This window comes from Haloarcula regularis (genome assembly GCF_029338315.1).
Lineage (GTDB): Archaea > Halobacteriota > Halobacteria > Halobacteriales > Haloarculaceae > Haloarcula > Haloarcula regularis.
The window spans coordinates 2,863,313-2,877,864 of record NZ_CP119794.1 but is presented as its reverse complement, the minus strand read 5'-3'; the positions used below and the strand labels follow the sequence as shown (position 1 = coordinate 2,877,864).

Annotated in this window: 14 protein-coding genes and 2 pseudogenes; 13 read left to right on the top strand and 3 right to left on the bottom strand. The window is 70.5% G+C overall.

All coding sequences use genetic code 11. The features are described from left to right. Nucleotides 1-41 precede the first annotated feature (41 nt). Entirely contained in the window at nucleotides 42-2,081 is a 2,040-nt protein-coding gene (mutL, locus tag P1N55_RS15550) for a DNA mismatch repair endonuclease MutL (RefSeq protein WP_276276426.1), read from the bottom strand. A gap of 131 nt (nucleotides 2,082-2,212) precedes the next feature. Between mutL and P1N55_RS15545 the strand changes: the two genes are divergently transcribed. The 9 genes and pseudogenes from P1N55_RS15545 (at nucleotide 2,213) to P1N55_RS15505 (ending at nucleotide 6,430) form a co-directional block, all read left to right on the top strand. Continuing rightward, a complete protein-coding gene (locus P1N55_RS15545; RefSeq protein WP_276276425.1) occupies nucleotides 2,213-2,347 on the top strand; it encodes a hypothetical protein in 135 nt (44 codons plus the stop codon). A 100-nt stretch (nucleotides 2,348-2,447) separates the two neighbouring features. Then, nucleotides 2,448-3,703 (top strand): annotated as a pseudogene (locus P1N55_RS15540) (HAD family hydrolase). A 72-nt stretch (nucleotides 3,704-3,775) separates the two neighbouring features. Beyond that, nucleotides 3,776-4,282 (top strand): hypothetical protein, encoded by a 507-nt coding sequence (locus tag P1N55_RS15535; RefSeq protein ID WP_276276424.1) that lies wholly within the window; start codon nucleotides 3,776-3,778, stop codon nucleotides 4,280-4,282. 49 nt (nucleotides 4,283-4,331) lie between these two features. Further along, nucleotides 4,332-4,534: pseudogene (locus tag P1N55_RS15530) on the top strand (hypothetical protein). Between the two features lie 62 nt (nucleotides 4,535-4,596). Next, the gene (locus P1N55_RS15525) at nucleotides 4,597-4,728 is read left to right on the top strand and encodes a hypothetical protein (RefSeq protein ID WP_276276422.1); all 132 of its coding nucleotides are present in this window, start codon (nucleotides 4,597-4,599) and stop codon (nucleotides 4,726-4,728) included. Nucleotides 4,729-4,773: 45 nt separating this feature from the next. After that, nucleotides 4,774-5,370 carry a class I SAM-dependent methyltransferase gene (locus P1N55_RS15520; RefSeq protein ID WP_276276421.1) on the top strand — a complete coding sequence of 199 codons (597 nt, stop codon included), beginning with the start codon at nucleotides 4,774-4,776 and terminating at the stop codon, nucleotides 5,368-5,370. A 48-nt stretch (nucleotides 5,371-5,418) separates the two neighbouring features. Continuing rightward, entirely contained in the window at nucleotides 5,419-5,607 is a 189-nt protein-coding gene (locus P1N55_RS15515; RefSeq protein WP_276276420.1) for a hypothetical protein, read from the top strand. Nucleotides 5,608-5,628: 21 nt separating this feature from the next. Beyond that, the gene (locus P1N55_RS15510; protein ID WP_276276419.1) at nucleotides 5,629-5,799 is read left to right on the top strand and encodes a hypothetical protein; all 171 of its coding nucleotides are present in this window, start codon (nucleotides 5,629-5,631) and stop codon (nucleotides 5,797-5,799) included. 76 nt (nucleotides 5,800-5,875) lie between these two features. After that, nucleotides 5,876-6,430, top strand: a complete 555-nt coding sequence (locus P1N55_RS15505) for a hypothetical protein (protein ID WP_276276418.1) — start codon at nucleotides 5,876-5,878, stop codon at nucleotides 6,428-6,430. A 15-nt stretch (nucleotides 6,431-6,445) separates the two neighbouring features. Here P1N55_RS15505 and mutS read toward each other — a convergent pair whose 3' ends face one another. Further along, the gene (gene mutS, locus P1N55_RS15500; protein WP_276276417.1) at nucleotides 6,446-9,124 is read right to left on the bottom strand and encodes a DNA mismatch repair protein MutS; all 2,679 of its coding nucleotides are present in this window, start codon (nucleotides 9,122-9,124) and stop codon (nucleotides 6,446-6,448) included. Nucleotides 9,125-9,300: 176 nt separating this feature from the next. Between mutS and P1N55_RS15495 the strand changes: the two genes are divergently transcribed. The 3 genes from P1N55_RS15495 to P1N55_RS15485 are packed head-to-tail and all read left to right on the top strand — an operon-like array spanning nucleotide 9,301 to nucleotide 12,820. Continuing rightward, nucleotides 9,301-9,636, top strand: a complete 336-nt coding sequence (locus P1N55_RS15495) for a low molecular weight phosphatase family protein (protein WP_276276416.1) — start codon at nucleotides 9,301-9,303, stop codon at nucleotides 9,634-9,636. Nucleotides 9,637-9,676: 40 nt separating this feature from the next. After that, entirely contained in the window at nucleotides 9,677-11,740 is a 2,064-nt protein-coding gene (locus P1N55_RS15490; RefSeq protein WP_276276415.1) for a PGF-CTERM sorting domain-containing protein, read from the top strand. Between the two features lie 51 nt (nucleotides 11,741-11,791). Further along, on the top strand, nucleotides 11,792-12,820 hold the full coding sequence (locus P1N55_RS15485; RefSeq protein WP_276276414.1) for an AIR synthase family protein: 1,029 nt from the start codon (nucleotides 11,792-11,794) through the stop codon (nucleotides 12,818-12,820). A gap of 64 nt (nucleotides 12,821-12,884) precedes the next feature. Here P1N55_RS15485 and P1N55_RS15480 read toward each other — a convergent pair whose 3' ends face one another. After that, complete coding sequence (locus tag P1N55_RS15480) at nucleotides 12,885-13,049, bottom strand: DUF7331 family protein (RefSeq protein WP_276276413.1); 165 nt, start codon at nucleotides 13,047-13,049, stop codon at nucleotides 12,885-12,887. A 147-nt stretch (nucleotides 13,050-13,196) separates the two neighbouring features. On the opposite strand from P1N55_RS15480, the gene thiD reads away from it, so the two are divergent. Next, nucleotides 13,197-14,552: a bifunctional hydroxymethylpyrimidine kinase/phosphomethylpyrimidine kinase gene (gene thiD, locus P1N55_RS15475; protein ID WP_276276412.1), complete on the top strand. Its 1,356-nt coding sequence runs from the start codon at nucleotides 13,197-13,199 to the stop codon at nucleotides 14,550-14,552.

The following is a 14,552-nucleotide window of genomic DNA, read 5'->3' as shown; positions in this document are numbered from 1 at the left end:
CATCGAGAGACTGCGGCTTAGTTCAACCGGCTAGCTGCCGGTCAGGAGCGGCGGCCGCCGTGACCCGGATAGTCCCGCTCGAAGCGGTCCTCGAGTTCGGTCCGGTCAACCTCGATGACGGTCGGCCGGCCGTGCGGGCAGGCGTAGGGGTTCTCGCAGTCGTCGAGCGCCGCGAGCAGGTCCCGCACCGAGCCCTCAGTGAGCGACGTGTTGCCGGTCACGGAAGGGTAACACGCCAGGTCGCCCAGCAGTTCGTCGGCGGCGGCCTCGACCGTCGCGGCCGCCTCGTCGGCCCCCGAGACGAACCCGCTCAGGACGTCACGCACCAGGTCGGGGCCGGCGGCGTCGGCGACGACCCCCGGCAGCGTCCGCACCTCGACGGTCCGCTCGCCGGTCCGGGCAGTGTGAAAGCCGAGGCTGGCCAGCGCGTCGGCCCGGCCCTCGAAGACGGCGGCCTCGCGGGCGGTCAGTTCCAGTTCGACCGGGTCGGCCAGCGCCTGCGTCGTCGTCTCGCCCTCGAACTGCCGTTGCAGGCGCTCGTAGTTGACCCGCTCGTCGGCGGCGTGCTGGTCGACCAGCAGGAGGCCGTCGTCCGTCTCGGCGACGACGTACGTGTCGTGCAGCTGGCCGAGGATGCGCATCGACGGGAGCGAGTCGTGGGTCGTCTCGGGGGCCTCGCCCAGGCGCTGCTGGTCGTGGCCGCCGGAGAACTTCCGGGCCGCGGACCGGTCGCGACCCGCCGCCGTCGAGGGCGTCTCGAGCGAGTCGGTCCCGGACCCCGACTCGGTAGCGTCAGTCGGCGTCGTGGTGTCGTCAGTGGCGTCAGTCGTGGCATCACCACGAGCGTCGTTCGCGTCACCTGCGTCCACAGTGGCGTGGCTCCGCGACGGGGAGCCATCTTCGTCACGCGACCCCCCGACGTCACCGGCCACGCCGCTGGCGCCCTGCGTGTCGTCTCTGCCGTCGTCGCGGGCCGCCACCTCCCTGGAGTCGGCCGACTCGTCGCCCGCTGGGCCGGGGCTGATTTCGGTCTGTTCCGGCGCCGACCGGCCACGCGGTGCCGACGAGCGCAGCAGCCCCTCCCGGAGCAGGGCGTCCTCGACGGCGGTCCGGACCTGGCGGCGCAGTCCCTCGTCGTCGGCGAAGCGGACCTCCATCTTCCGGGGGTGGACGTTCACGTCGACGTCGCTGGCTGGCACGTCGAGGAAGACGACGGCAAAGGGGTAGCGGTCGGGAGCCAGCTGGGTGCCGTAGGCGTCGACGACGGCGTCGCGGGCGGTACCGGCGCGGACGTACCGGCCGTTGACGTAGGTGGTGAGGTACTCCCGGCCGGCGCGGTTCGTCTCGGGATGGGAGACGAGCCCCGAGATGCCGTCGAGCGGGCCGTCCGGGAGATCGCCCGATTCGACCTCGATCATCGACGTCGCCACCTCCCGCCCGTACACCGACAGCACCGTCTCGCGCAGGTCGCCCTGGCCGGTCGTCGCGAACGTCTCGCGATCGTCGTGGGACAGCGACACCGCGACGTCGGGGTTGGCCAGCGCGTAGGACGTGACGACGGTGTTGACGTGGGCGAACTCCGTCGAAGCCTGCTTGAGGTACTTCCGGCGGGCGGGGACGTTGTAGAAGAGGTCCTCGACCTCGATGGTCGTGCCCTCGGGACACCCCGCCGGCCCGACGGCGGTGACCTCGCCGCCCTCGAGGACGAGTTCGGTGCCGACGTCACCGCCGCGCGGCCGGGTGGTGATGGTGAGCCGGGAGACGGCACCGATAGCGTGGAGCGCCTCGCCCCGGAAGCCCAGCGTGCCGACGCCACCCTCCAGGTCCGCGATGTCGCGTATCTTCGAGGTGGTGTGTTTCTCGACGGCGCGCTGGGCGGCCTCGCGATCCATCCCGACACCGTCGTCGCTGACGCGGATGCCCTCGGTGCCGCCGGCCTCGACGGCCACCGAGACGCGGGTCGCGTCGGCGTCGATGGCGTTCTCGACAAGTTCCTTCACGACCGAGGCCGGCCGTTCGACCACCTCGCCGGCGGCGATGCGCTCTACCGTCTGGTCGTCGAGTTGCCGGATGTCGGTCATGGCGTCCCCCGCATGTCGTCGGTGATAGCGGCCGGGGCGACTTGAGCGTGTCCCGTGTGCTAGCAAAGTGTTAACACGGAACAGATCCCAGTTGGACACGGTGGACTCCCATGTGCCACGACAGAGGACGGATGCCACCGTGGAACCGCGACCGAGAGCACACTGCGGACAGCGAGACGGACGAGGAGGACCTGCCTTCGTTCCTCAACGAAGCCGACGACGAGCTCGAGGTACTGACCGACGGCGGCGACGGCGAGGAGGACTGACCCGGCGGCGAATTACCCCCACGACATCCGTATTTTCGCGCCGACGCCGGGACCGTACAGTGAAGTGCGCCGGCGTCCACACACCCAGCATCGAGAGTCAATGGAGAAATACGACCAGCTCTACCACCTCTACCGGACGACCGACACCGAGACGCTGCGGGCCTACCAGGAGTTCGTGGACCTCTTTCCCCGCTACGGTCGACGGTCGCGCTGGACCAGTGGGACGCCGTGCGGGCGGAACTCGACGAGCGCAAGGCGGCCATCGCCGAGGAGTACCCGACGACCGGGGAGACCTACGCCGAACTCGCCGCGCGGCTGACCCGCGAGGAGGCCTTCACCGCGCTGGACCTCTACTCGAAGTACGGCCGGCGCGTCAACGTCCTCGTGCTGGACGTCGACGAGACGCTGCGGTCGGCCGGCGACACGGACAACGAGATTCCACGGAGCACGCTCCACCTCCTGACGGAGTTCCACGAGCGGGGCGTCCCCATCGTCGTCGTCACGGGCCAGACCTTAGAGAACGTCAAGGGGTTCATGATACAGGGGCTGGGCAACGCGGTGGTCTCCTCCGGGGACGTGAGTATCGTCTACGAGACGGGCAACGCCGTCTTCACGCCGGGCCACGGTCCCGACACGAAGCGGTTGCTCTACGAGCGCCTCGACCCCGAGATCGGCAGCGTCTTCGAGACGGTCCGCGGGCGGGTTCTCTCGGAGGCACCCGACTCGATCCGCCGCGGCTGTCACCTCCAGGGCAACGAGTTCAACGTCACGCTCAAGCCAAACGCCGAAATCGGGAGCGAGGCCGCCGCCGCGGTCGTCGACGAGGCCGTCTGTCACCTCTGTGCGCTCGTCGGCGAGGCGGTGGTCGAGGCCGTCGACGGGTCGGTCGACGACCCCGCGGCGCTCGCCCGGACGTACTTCGCGAGCGACCCGGAGCTTTCCCGCGTCTTCGCCGACGCCGAGGTGTCGACCGACGCGGACCTGGATGGCGCCCCCGAGTCCGTGCTGGAGGCTCTCGAGCGTATCGACCTGGGCTACTACGAGGCCGACGCGGTCGAACTGGTCAGCCTGGAGCTGGACAAGGCCACCGGGGTCCAGGAGGCCCTCGACGTGCTGGGCATCGACGACCCCTTCGGCATCGTGATGGGCGACAGCAAGAGCGACCTGCGGGTGATGGAGTGGGTGGCCGAGGCCGAGGCCGGCATCGCCGCGGCACCGGAACACGCCTCGCAGGCCGTCCTGAACCACGTCCGGGCCCACGACGACCTGGTCTACGAGCCGGGCGAGGCCAGTTCCATCCTCCACGTCGTCTACGGCCTGAACCTGCTCGCCGAGCTCGACGAGCGACACTCCTGACCGGCGCCGTCGCCCCGGTCCCGTCCGCGACCCGGCACAACAGTTAGACGGGCCGGGACCCAACGCGGAGGCATGTCACTCGAGACCGTGTTCGGGAAGGTCCCGGACCCCGCGTCGTACACCTTTCCGGACTACTCGCTCCCGCAGGGCGACCCGGTCCGGCCCGTGGCGGTCACCGCCGACGAGCTGACCACGCTGCTCGACCTCTACGAGCAGTTCGCCCGCGTCGACCCGAGCGGGATGGGCTCGAACCCGTTCGTCCAGGCGACCAGCGACTTCCTCGAGCAGACCTTCGGGACCCCGCTCAAGCGGCCCGACGAGCAGCTCCACGACGACATCGCGACGATGCTCAACGACTTCTCGGACGACCTCGGGGGTGCGTCGATGGGCGTCGTCGACGCCACGCCGGCCCACCACCGGACGCTGTATTTCTTCCTGACCAGCTGCAAGGCCTACCACCTCGCCCCGCACGTCCGGTTCGACCCGCCGCCGACGGCCGTCGAGACGCTCTATGACGTCTACGAGCGCGTCACCGACCAGGAGTTCTACCTGAAGCGGCCGAAGTCGGTGCTCGAGTGAGCGCGCGGGAATCGGTCCGTATTTCACGCCCCCGCTGAGAGTGACGGGTATGGCCAGCGACGACGAACTCCCGGAGATTCCGGTCGTCTGTCCCGAGTGTGACACCCGGACGAAAGTCGCCTTCGACGAGGTCGAACGGGCCGTCCAGCGGCACAACGACCACTCCACGACGGCGAGGCCGTCGCCGAGGTCGACCCCGAGGTGCTCGAGGCGCTGACCGACCGCGTGGCGAAGGACCTGGGACTGTTCTGAGTCCACCCGTGCCGGAACAGTCCGGCATCGGGGTTACCTGCCACCGTCACGTCAGACACCCTATGAGTCTACTCCTCGAGACAGTCTGCCCGCTCTGTGGCGACGACTGCGGCGACCACGGCCAGCTCCGGGCCCACCTCCACGTCCACCATCGCAAGAGCGAACTCATCGAGCAGTGTCTCGTCTCGGAGTGAGTGGCACCGCCGAGGGCTCTTGTCGCTGCCCGCCGTAGTGAATCCATGGACCTCAACGACGTCCGGCGGGCGTGGGACGACGTCGCCGAGACGTACGCCGAGCGGCGCGACCCGACCGGCTCTGACGCCGCGCTCCTCGACGACCTGCGTGCCCTGCTTCCCGACTCACCCACGGTGCTCGACGTCGGTTGTGGCGACGGCGCGCGGACGCTGGCGAACCTCCCGCCCGGCAGCGTCGGCCTGGACGTCTCCCGCCGGAGCCTCGAACTGACGGCCGAGCGGGTCCCCGCAGCCAGACTCGTCCAGGGCGAGATGACCGCCCTGCCGGTCGCCGACGAGAGCGTCGACGCCGTCACCGCGTACCACGCCGTGTTCCACGTGCCTCGCGAGCGCCACCCCACAGTCTACCGCGAGTTCGCCCGCGTGCTACGCCCGGGCGGCCTCGTCCTGCTGACGCTCCCCGGCGGTCGCTTCGAGACCGTCCGGCGGGGCTGGATGGGCGGGTCGATGTTCTTCTCGGCGCCCGGCCGGCAGGCCACCCTGGACCAACTGCGCGACGCCGGGTTCGACGAGGTGTGGACCGAGGTGGCCGACGACCCGCTGGGAACTTCGACGGAGTTCGCCTTCGCGCGGCTCGGGTGAGTCACGACCCGGACAAGACACTTATACGTCCGGTCTGACAGTCCGAACATGGTCCACTGTCCCGGCTGCGAGACGACGCTCGAGGCGTCCGCGGACATCGAGTTCGTCGAGATGGACTCGACGACCGGTATCCTCGCGGCCTCCAAGCGGTTCTACGTCGCGAACTGCAGCGAGTGCGGGCGGACGCTCGGGAGCGGCGTCGCCGGCGCGAAAGCCGGTGGCGGCGGGGCCGTGTGACGATACCTGGAGTCCCCGACAATGGTTCACTGCCCTGAATGCGACACGACATTCGAGGAAACGGACGACGTGGAGTTCGTCGAGATGGACGCGACGACCGGCTTCTTCGCCGCGTCGAAGCGGTTCTACCTAGTCGCGTGCAACGAGTGTGGCGCCGCCATCGGCAGCGGCGTCGCCGGTGCCAAGGCCTGACGGCCCCGGTCCGCCGGCGGCCGTGCGGAGCCTGGCCAGCGGTGCGTATTTCCGTCTGAGCGACGAAGATTCGAGTATGTCACTCGACGTTCCCGTTCCGGACCCGCCGGCGCTCCGTGGCCCCCAACCCCGGGGCGAGTACGACGCCATCGGCGCCTCGACCGACGAGCAGGCGGACGACTACCGACGCGAGGAGGTCGCCGAGATCCTCGAGGCCGGCGCCTGGCACGACGGCTTCGAGGAGTGGGCCACCCAGACCAGCCTGGTGCCGGCCGACTTCGAGCTCGTCGTCGAGCACGACCTGATCGACGGGTTCGACTTCTACTGGGACCCCGCGACCGACGAGGTGGGGTACCGGGCACCGGCGCTGCCCGAGGCCGTCGAGCGCGACCTCGAAGTCGGCGACGCCGACGAGATAGAACTTGAACTGGACGCGCTCGGTCGCATCGTCTCGGAGATGCTCGAGAACGACTACCTGCCCCGCGACGAGGAGACCTTCGGGTTCTTCGACGACGAGGCCCCCGAATCGGAGTTCGACGCGGAACCGGAACGCCACCGGGGGGAAGAACCGGCCGAGGAGCCGACGGAGGAACCCACGAGGGACCCCCTGAGCGACGACACCCGGCGCTAAGCGCTCGCGACCGGATCAGTCCTCGTCCAGGTCTGCCTGCCAGTCCTGGACCCGCGCCAGCAGTTCGACCGGCGGCGTCTCGTTGACGTCCAGCTCCGAGAGGGCCCGCAGGACGTCCTCGGCGCCGGAGCCGAACCGGTCCTCCAGCGTCGGGTCCTGCTCGGCCGAGCCGCCGTCCGCGCTCGTGGGCGAGTCCGCGGCACCGCCGCCGAACGTCCCCGAAGAGAGGTCGAAGACGGCCTGCGTGGTCCCGCCGCCACCACTGCCTTTCGCTTCGATGGCCTTCTCCTCGCGGAGGCGGTCCAGCACCTCCCGCGAGCGCTCGACGACCGGCCCGGGGACGCCGGCCAGGTCCGCGACGTGGATGCCGTACGAGCGGTCCGTGGGGCCGTCCCGCACCGTCCGGAGGAAGGTCACGTCCCCGTCCGTCTCGTCGGCCGCGACGTGGACGTTCTCCACCCGGTCGAGGTGGTCGGCCAGCGTCGTCAGTTCGTGGTAGTGGGTCGCGAAGAGCGTCTTCGCGCGCACCTCGTTGTGGAGGTACTCGGTCGCCGCCCAGGCGATGGAGATGCCGTCGAAGGTCGCCGTCCCGCGGCCGACCTCGTCCAAGATGACGAGCGACTCCTCTGTGGCCGAGTGGAGGATGTTCGAGAGCTCCTGCATCTCGACCATGAACGTCGAGCGGCCCTGGGCGAGCTCGTCCAGCGCGCCGACGCGGGTGTAGATGCCGTCGACGACGCCGACGCGGGCCGACCGCGCGGGGACGAAACTCCCGACCTGGGCCAGCAGCGTGATGAGCGCCGTCTGGCGCATGTAGGTCGACTTCCCGCTCATGTTCGGGCCGGTGACGACGAGGAACTGGCGCTCGGCGTCCATCGCGAGGTCGTTCGGGACGAACTCGGTGGTCTGTTCGACGACCGGGTGGCGACCCGCCTCGATGGTGAGTTCGCGCCCCTCGAGGACCTCGGGCCGGCTCCAGTCGTTCTCGACGGCGTGGACCGCGAGCGAGGCCAGCGCGTCCACCTCGGCGAGCGCGCGGCCGACGTCCTGCAGGACCGACGTTCGCTCGGCCACTCGGTCGCGCAACCCCTCGAACAGCTCGTATTCGAGGTCGTGGCGCCGTTCCTCCAGGCGGAGGACGTCCCGCTCGCGCTCGCCGAGCTCGGGGATAGTGTAGCGTTTCGAGTTCTTCAGCGTCTTGATCTCCTCGTACTCGTCGGGCACCCCGTCGGTCTCGCTCTTGCCGACCTGGATGTAGTAGCCGTCGGTCTTGTTCCGGTCGACCGAGAGGTGCGTGATGCCCGTTCGCGACTTCTCGCGCTCTGGGAGGGTGTCGAGCCACTCCAGGGCGGCCTCGTGGTCCTCGATGAGGTCGTCGAGTCTCTCGTCGTAGCCCCGGCGGAAGAGGCCGCCCTGGGTGACGGTACCGGGCGGGTCCTCGACGAGCGCCGCGTCGAGTTCCTCCGCGAGCGAGGCGGCGGCCTCGCGGTCCGCACCCTCGAGCGCGTCGGCGACCGGCGACTCGGCGAGGCGTTCGGTCTCGGCGACGGCGTCGGCCACCGCGGGGAGCAGCGCCAGCGTCTCCTGGACCGCCCGCAGGTCGCGCGCGTCGGCGCTCCCGGAGATGGCACGCGCCCCCAGTCGCTCCAGGTCGTAGGCGTCCGAGAGCGTCTCGCGGATGGCCTCGCGAGCCATCGCCGCCCGCGAGAAGGCGGCGACGGAGGACTGCCGGCGGCGGATCTCGCTCCGGTCGCGCCGCGGCCGCTGGATCCACTCCCGGAGGCGGCGCCGGCCGGCCGCTGTCACCGTGTGGTCGATGGTGTCGAACAGCGACCCCGTGCTGTCGCCCTGCATCGTCTCGGTGAGTTCGAGGTTGCGCTGGGTCGTCGCGTCCAGGTCGACGTGCTCGCGAGCGCCGTAGGCCTGCAGGCGCGTCACCGCGGCCAGCGTCCCCACGCCGGTCTCCTCGACGTACGAGAGGACGGCCCCGGCGGCGGCGACGGCCGCGTCGTCGTCGTCGATGCCGACGCTCTCGAGCGTCTCGGCGCCGAACTGCTGGCGCACCCGGTGGCGCGCTCGCCCAGGGGCAAACGACTCCGTGGCGTGCAGGGTCAGGGCCGCGTCGGTCCGCTCGCGGAGGCTGTCGAGGAAGTCGTCGTCGGCCCGCAGGTCCGGCCCCGGGAGGACCTCCGCGGGGTCGAAGGTGTACAGCTCCGAGAGCACCTCGCCGGCGGTGGCGCCGTCCAGTTGCGTGACCTGGAACTGGCCGGTCGTCACGTCCGCGACGGCCAGTCCATAGGTGTCCGTGTCGCCCTCGCGGTGGCGGACGACCGCCGCCAGGTACTGGGCGGCGGCGTCGCCCGTCTCTAAGTGCGTGCCGGGCGTTACCACGCGAGTTATCTCGCGAGCGTGGCCGTCGGCCGTCTCGTGCTGGTCGGCGACGGCGACGCGGTAGCCCCGCTCGACCAGCGCGGAGACGTACGGCGTGAGGTCGTCGACGGGGACGCCGGCCATCGGGTACGACGAGCCGTGGGAGGACTTCTGGCTCACCTTCAGGTCGAGTTCGTCGGCCACCCGCTCGGCGTCCTCGCCGAAGAACTCATAGAAGTCGCCACACTGCATCGCCAGCAGGTCGGCGTCGGTCCCCTCCTTGAGCGTGAGGAACTCCCCGACGATGCCCGTCGCCTCGGTCATATCAACGTCTGTGCGTGTCCCCGGCGTAAGGGTTGCGGGAGCAACGCGGATGCAGCGATGGGTCCCCGAGCCGGAACATACCGCTCAATAGGGGTATGGAGACGGGACGGCACCGAAATCGGCGATACGTCCGGTGAGCGAACCCACGCTATCGCAGAGGACTCCGTGACCTCATCATGACCGACACATTCCGCGTCGCCTTCGACTGCGTACAGAACGCCGGTCGCGCGCAGACGTCGACCGCCTTCGCCGAGCGAGCGGTGGCCGAGTGCGGCCTCGAGGACTTCGTCCCGCGGACGGTCACCGACGCGGGGCTCAACGCGTGTGACCTGGTCGCGACGAGGGGGTGTTCGACGCCGGAACTCGGCGCCGACGTCGAGAGCCGCGGCTGGGCGCTTGCCGACCGGGACGGGCAGGACGCCGGGGTGGTGCGGGAGATCCGCGAGCAGATACGCGAGCGCGTCGCCGACGTCTTCGACGACGTCGAGGCGCGGCTCGAACCGGCCGCATAACGGGGCAGTTATTTCATTGGGGGCCTGTAACAAGGAGCGTATGCACGGGGCCCGCCGGGGAGTGGTGGCCGCGCTCACCGTCGCTGTCGTGGTCGCCGTGGTCACGCCACTCGTCGGCGTGGCCGGCGCGACGACCGGTGCGCCGGTCCGTGACGTGACCAGCGCGAGCGGCGCGCAGGTCACCGACGGCGATAGCATCCGGCAGACCCAGACCTACGCGCTGACGCCCTCGCGCCCCGGCGAGGTCCGGGTGACGCTGACCTACGAGATACCCGACCGGGTGGTCAGCCTCGAGACGCAGGTGCCCGCCAGCGTGACCGTGGCCAACGCCGACGGGTTCGACCGGGTCAACGAGACCGCCTTCGAGTGGGACGGGACGACCGCGGTGGCGACCATCACCTACCGGACGAACCCCAACGAGACCCTCGAGACGACCGGGCCCGAGGCAGACTCCGGGACCTACATCAGCGTCGACGCCGGCGAGTGGGCACTGTTCCAGCGCTCGCGGACGCCCACGCGGTGGCGGTACACCGGGTCCGAGCCGGTTCGCTTCGAGCGCGAGGTGACGACCGACGGACCGGGGGCGGCCGGCGACGACCTGGTCTACCTCGGCGAGCAGGAGACTGTCAGCCGGACCGCCCACGGACAGACCGTCCGGCTGGTCGTCCCCGCGGCGTCGTCGCTCGCCGAGAACCGGTCGGGTATCTTAGACTCCATCGCCAACGCCTCCGACGCGCTCCGGGTCGGCGACAGGGACACGTCGGTGTTCGTCGTCGCGGCCCCGACCGGCGAGGTCGAGTGGGCGGTCCGGGGCCTCCAGACCGGCGACGCCGACATGTGGGTCCAGGACCGGGAGCGACTCGACACCGCCGAGAACGTCTGGATTCACGAATACGTCCACTCGCGACAGCGGTTCCGGACGACGGCCGAGAGCCGCTGGTTCACCGAAGCGAGCGCAGTGTACTACGCCGCCCTGCTGACGCTCGAACAGGACCGCGTCGACTTCGAAGCGTTCGAGGCCCGCATGAGCGAGGGCGAGCGGGCGGTGTACGACAGCGTCGTCCTGACCGACCCGAGCACCTGGGAGCGAAACCCCGACTACCACCGCGGGGCGCTGGTCGCCGGCCGCGTCGACGAGCGCGTTCGCGTGGCGAGCGACAGCGAACGGACGCTCCAGGACACGTTCCGCCTGCTGAACGGCCGCGACCAGGCGGTCACGCAGGCGGCGTTCCTCGCGGCCGTCGAGCGTGCGGGCAACGAGTCGGTCCGGACGGCGGCCGCCGACCTGACTGGGCAGCGGACGGACGTGACGATGTGGGACCAGGCCCGCCACGCCGCCGTCTTCGAACAGCTGCCGGCCCGCATCGGCTACGGCCTCCCGTCGACGGACGAGGCGGCGACGTACAACGTGACCGGCCCGTATCGCGAGACGAACCTCGACGGCGCCGGGCCGATCCGGCTGGCGACCGGCGAGACGCTCACGCTCGATGCCGTCGTCAGCAACGCGGGCGGGACCGAGGGCCAGTACAACGCCACCCTCGAGATAAACGGGACCGAGGTGTCGACCCAGCGCGGGCGCATCGAGCCGGGGGAGGCGGTGCTCGTTCCCCTCTCCCACCGGTTTGTCACGCCGGGGCGGTACCAGATGAGCGTCGACGGCGACAACGTGACCGTCCTCGTCGAGCGTCCGGCGCGGGCCCGCGTCACCGACGTCGAGGTCAGCACGCGCGCGGCCGACCAGGGCGACATCGTCGTCGTCACCGCCTCGGTGGTCAACGACGCCGAGATACCCGGCGAGGTCCTGGTCGTGTTCACCAGGGACTTCCAGTCGGTCGCGGAACGCCAGGTCTACCTCCCGCCCGAGAACGCGACGGAGGTCTCGACGGGCGTGACGGTGCCCGAACCCGGCGAGGTGCTGCTCTCGGCCGGCGAAGCCAGGGCGGTCAGGGTGACGGTCACACCCGCCGAGACGCCGACGCCGACGCCGACGTCGACCACCACCACGACGGTAAGCGAGACGACCGGCGGGAGCGCGCCAGGCTTTACCGCGGCGCTCGCGGTGGTCGCGCTCGTGCTGGCGGCGCTGCTGGCACGGCGACGCTAGTGCCCCCGGCAGATAGCCACTGATTAGTACCACCGCGAGATATCACCGGGTATGTCAGACCTCGGCAAAGTCGACCGCGAGTTCTTCGACGAGTACATCTACCCGCACCTGGGCGCCGACCGCGAGGACGTGACGCTCGGCCCCCAGCACGGCGTGGACTTCGGCGTCGTTGACGTCGGCGGGCAGGCCGTGGCGATGGCGACCGACCCCGTCTTCGTGATGCCCTCACTCGGGTTCGAGCGGGCGGCCTGGTTCGCGTTCCACATCCTGATGAGCGACGTGGCCGTCTCCGGCCTCCCGCCGACGCACCTCTCTATCGACTTCAACCTGCCGCCCGAGATCACCGACGAGGAGTTCGCCACCGTCTGGGAGACGTTCGACGAGGAGGCCCGGCAGCTGGACGTCTCGGTCGTCACCGGCCACACCGCGCGGTACGCCGGGTGTAACTACCCGATGGTGGGCGGGGCGACGGCCGTCTCCGTCGGCGACTACGACCGGCTGGTGCGGCCCGACGGGGCCCAGGTCGGTGACCGTGTCGTCGTCACGAAGGGGCCGGCCATCGAGGCCACGGGACTGCTCTCAATCCAGTTCGAGCCCCTGATGGCCGAGGAACTGGATCCGGGGGCGATTCAGGACGCCAAAGACCGCTTCTACGACATGAGCCCCGTGAAGGACGCCCTGGTCGCGGCGGCCGCCGGCCCGGTGACGGCCATGCACGACGCCACCGAGTGTGGTGTCTTCGGCGGTCTCTACGAGATGGCCCGGGCCGCCGGCGTCGGCATCGAACTGGAGACCGACCGCGTCCCGGTCCAGCCCGGGGTCGAGGCGACGTGTGACTTCTTCGGCATCGACCCGTGGATCTCTATCAGCGAGGGGACGCTGCTGGCCTCGGTGCCGCCCGAGGGCGTCGAGGACGTACTGGCGGCGCTCGAGGCGGAGGGCATCCCGGCCGCCGAGGTGGGCGAGGTCACCGAGGGGTCGGGCCTCGTCGTCGACGGCGACCCGACGGACCACCCCGGCGTCGACCCCTTCTGGGGCACCTTCGAGGAGTACATGGGCAAGCTCGAGACCCGAGACTGAACCACGTCGTCGCCGGCCGGCGGCGCAGTCGCTCGTTGCCGGGGTTGCCGAAAGAAGGACCCGCTTACGCGCTTGTTCGTTCCGACGAGGGGCCGACCTCTACCGCGTAGTCGGACTGGAGCCACGCTTCCGGGTTGTCCGTGTCGTAGACGACGACGTCGCCGCCGCCGGTCGTGAAACTGCCGTACCGTTCGTCTGCCTCGTCGGCCTGGTTCGATGCCGGTTCCATTGTCGTACACCGGTTTTGTGGGACTGAGACACATAAACTTTTCTCGGGTCTGGTATCAAGTATTATTAGCATACTAGGATGGCCGCCGGCCGGTGGTTCCGCTCCGAGACCACCACCGCTTTGGGGACACCGGCCCAGACACCGGGCATGAACCGAGCCGACGCGCCAGTCTCCCCGCCGGTCGTGTTGACCGTCGCCGGGAGCGACTCGGGCGGCGGGGCCGGCATCCAGGCCGACCTCAAGACCATCGAGGCCGGCGGTGCCTTCGGCACCAGCGCCATCACGAGCGTCACCGCACAGAACACCACCGGCGTCCAGGGACAGCACCTGCTCCCCGTCGAGGACATCGAGGCACAGATTCGGGCCGTCCGCGAGGACGTCGACCTCGCGGCGGCCAAGACCGGGATGCTCGCGACGAGCGAGGTCGTCGACCTCGTCGTCGACCACGCCGGGGACCTGCCGAACCTCGTCGTCGACCCGGTGATGGTCGCCGCCTCCGGGGACCGGCTGCTCGACCCGGACGCCGAGGACGCCTACGAGCGCCTCGTCGCTGAGTCGAGGCTCGTCACGCCAAACGCCGACGAGGCGGCGGTGCTCACCGGCCGCGACGTCGACGACCCCGACGCGGCCGAGGCGGCCGGCCACGACCTCGTCGAGATGGGGGCCGAGGCTGCGCTCGTCAAAGGCGGGCACGTCCCCGGCGACGAAGTGGTCGACACACTGGTGACCGCGGACTCGGTGACGACGTTCCGCCACGACCGAGTCGACACCGAGGCGACCCACGGGTCGGGGTGTACGCTCTCGTCGGCCATCGCGACCCGACTGGGCCACGGCGACGACCTGTCGGCGGCCGTGGCGTCGGGCATCGACTTGCTCTCGCGGGCGGTGCGGTACAACATAGACGTCGGCGAAGGGCCCGGCGCGGTCCACCATCTGGTCGAGACGCGCAACGAGGCCGCGCGCTACGAGACGAGCGAGGCCGTCGAGGACGCCGTGGAGGCGCTCGTCGACCGCGACGTCTCCCGACTGGTCCCGGAGGTGGGAATGACCGTCGTGGGCGCGACACCCTACGCCGAGACGCCCGCCGAGACGGCCGCTGTCGAGGGGCGCATCACGCGCACGCTCTCGGGGGTGCGACCGAATCGCGGCGTCCGCTTCGGGGCGTCGACCACCGTCGCCCGTGTCCTGCTGGCGGCCCGAGAGCACGACCCCGCGCTACGCTTCGCGATCAACTGCCGCCTCGACGACGCCGTCGAGGACGCGCTGTCCGACCTGGCCGGGTCAGCGCCCGCCTACGACCCTGAAGACCGACCCGCGGCCGTCGGGGCCGACGAGACGGCGACGTGGGGCGTCGGCGAGGCGTTCGCGGCGAGCGAGGAGACGCCCGTGGCCGTCGTCGACCGGGGCGAACTCGGCGTCGAGGCGAGCGCGACGCTGCTCGCGACGGACGCCGAAACGCTCGTCGAGCGGACGGCCCGGGTGCTGGACGCGGTCGAGGCCTGA

Excerpts from the sequence above, each read along its gene's own strand:
- P1N55_RS15490 (WP_276276415.1), top strand. The coding sequence starts at position 9,677 with ATGCACGGGGCCCGCCGGGGAGTGGTGGCCGCGCTCACCGTCGCTGTC.
- mutS (WP_276276417.1), bottom strand. The coding sequence starts at position 9,124 with ATGACCGAGGCGACGGGCATCGTCGGGGAGTTCCTCACGCTCAAGGAG.
- P1N55_RS15480 (WP_276276413.1), bottom strand. The coding sequence starts at position 13,049 with ATGGAACCGGCATCGAACCAGGCCGACGAGGCAGACGAACGGTACGGC.
- P1N55_RS15545 (WP_276276425.1), top strand. The coding sequence starts at position 2,213 with ATGCCACCGTGGAACCGCGACCGAGAGCACACTGCGGACAGCGAGACG.
- P1N55_RS15485 (WP_276276414.1), top strand. The coding sequence starts at position 11,792 with ATGTCAGACCTCGGCAAAGTCGACCGCGAGTTCTTCGACGAGTACATC.
- P1N55_RS15525 (WP_276276422.1), top strand. The coding sequence starts at position 4,597 with ATGAGTCTACTCCTCGAGACAGTCTGCCCGCTCTGTGGCGACGACTGC.
- P1N55_RS15510 (WP_276276419.1), top strand. The coding sequence starts at position 5,629 with ATGGTTCACTGCCCTGAATGCGACACGACATTCGAGGAAACGGACGAC.
- P1N55_RS15515 (WP_276276420.1), top strand. The coding sequence starts at position 5,419 with ATGGTCCACTGTCCCGGCTGCGAGACGACGCTCGAGGCGTCCGCGGAC.
- P1N55_RS15495 (WP_276276416.1), top strand. The coding sequence starts at position 9,301 with ATGACCGACACATTCCGCGTCGCCTTCGACTGCGTACAGAACGCCGGT.
- P1N55_RS15520 (WP_276276421.1), top strand. The coding sequence starts at position 4,774 with ATGGACCTCAACGACGTCCGGCGGGCGTGGGACGACGTCGCCGAGACG.
- P1N55_RS15505 (WP_276276418.1), top strand. The coding sequence starts at position 5,876 with ATGTCACTCGACGTTCCCGTTCCGGACCCGCCGGCGCTCCGTGGCCCC.
- thiD (WP_276276412.1), top strand. The coding sequence starts at position 13,197 with ATGAACCGAGCCGACGCGCCAGTCTCCCCGCCGGTCGTGTTGACCGTC.
- mutL (WP_276276426.1), bottom strand. The coding sequence starts at position 2,081 with ATGACCGACATCCGGCAACTCGACGACCAGACGGTAGAGCGCATCGCC.
- P1N55_RS15535 (WP_276276424.1), top strand. The coding sequence starts at position 3,776 with ATGTCACTCGAGACCGTGTTCGGGAAGGTCCCGGACCCCGCGTCGTAC.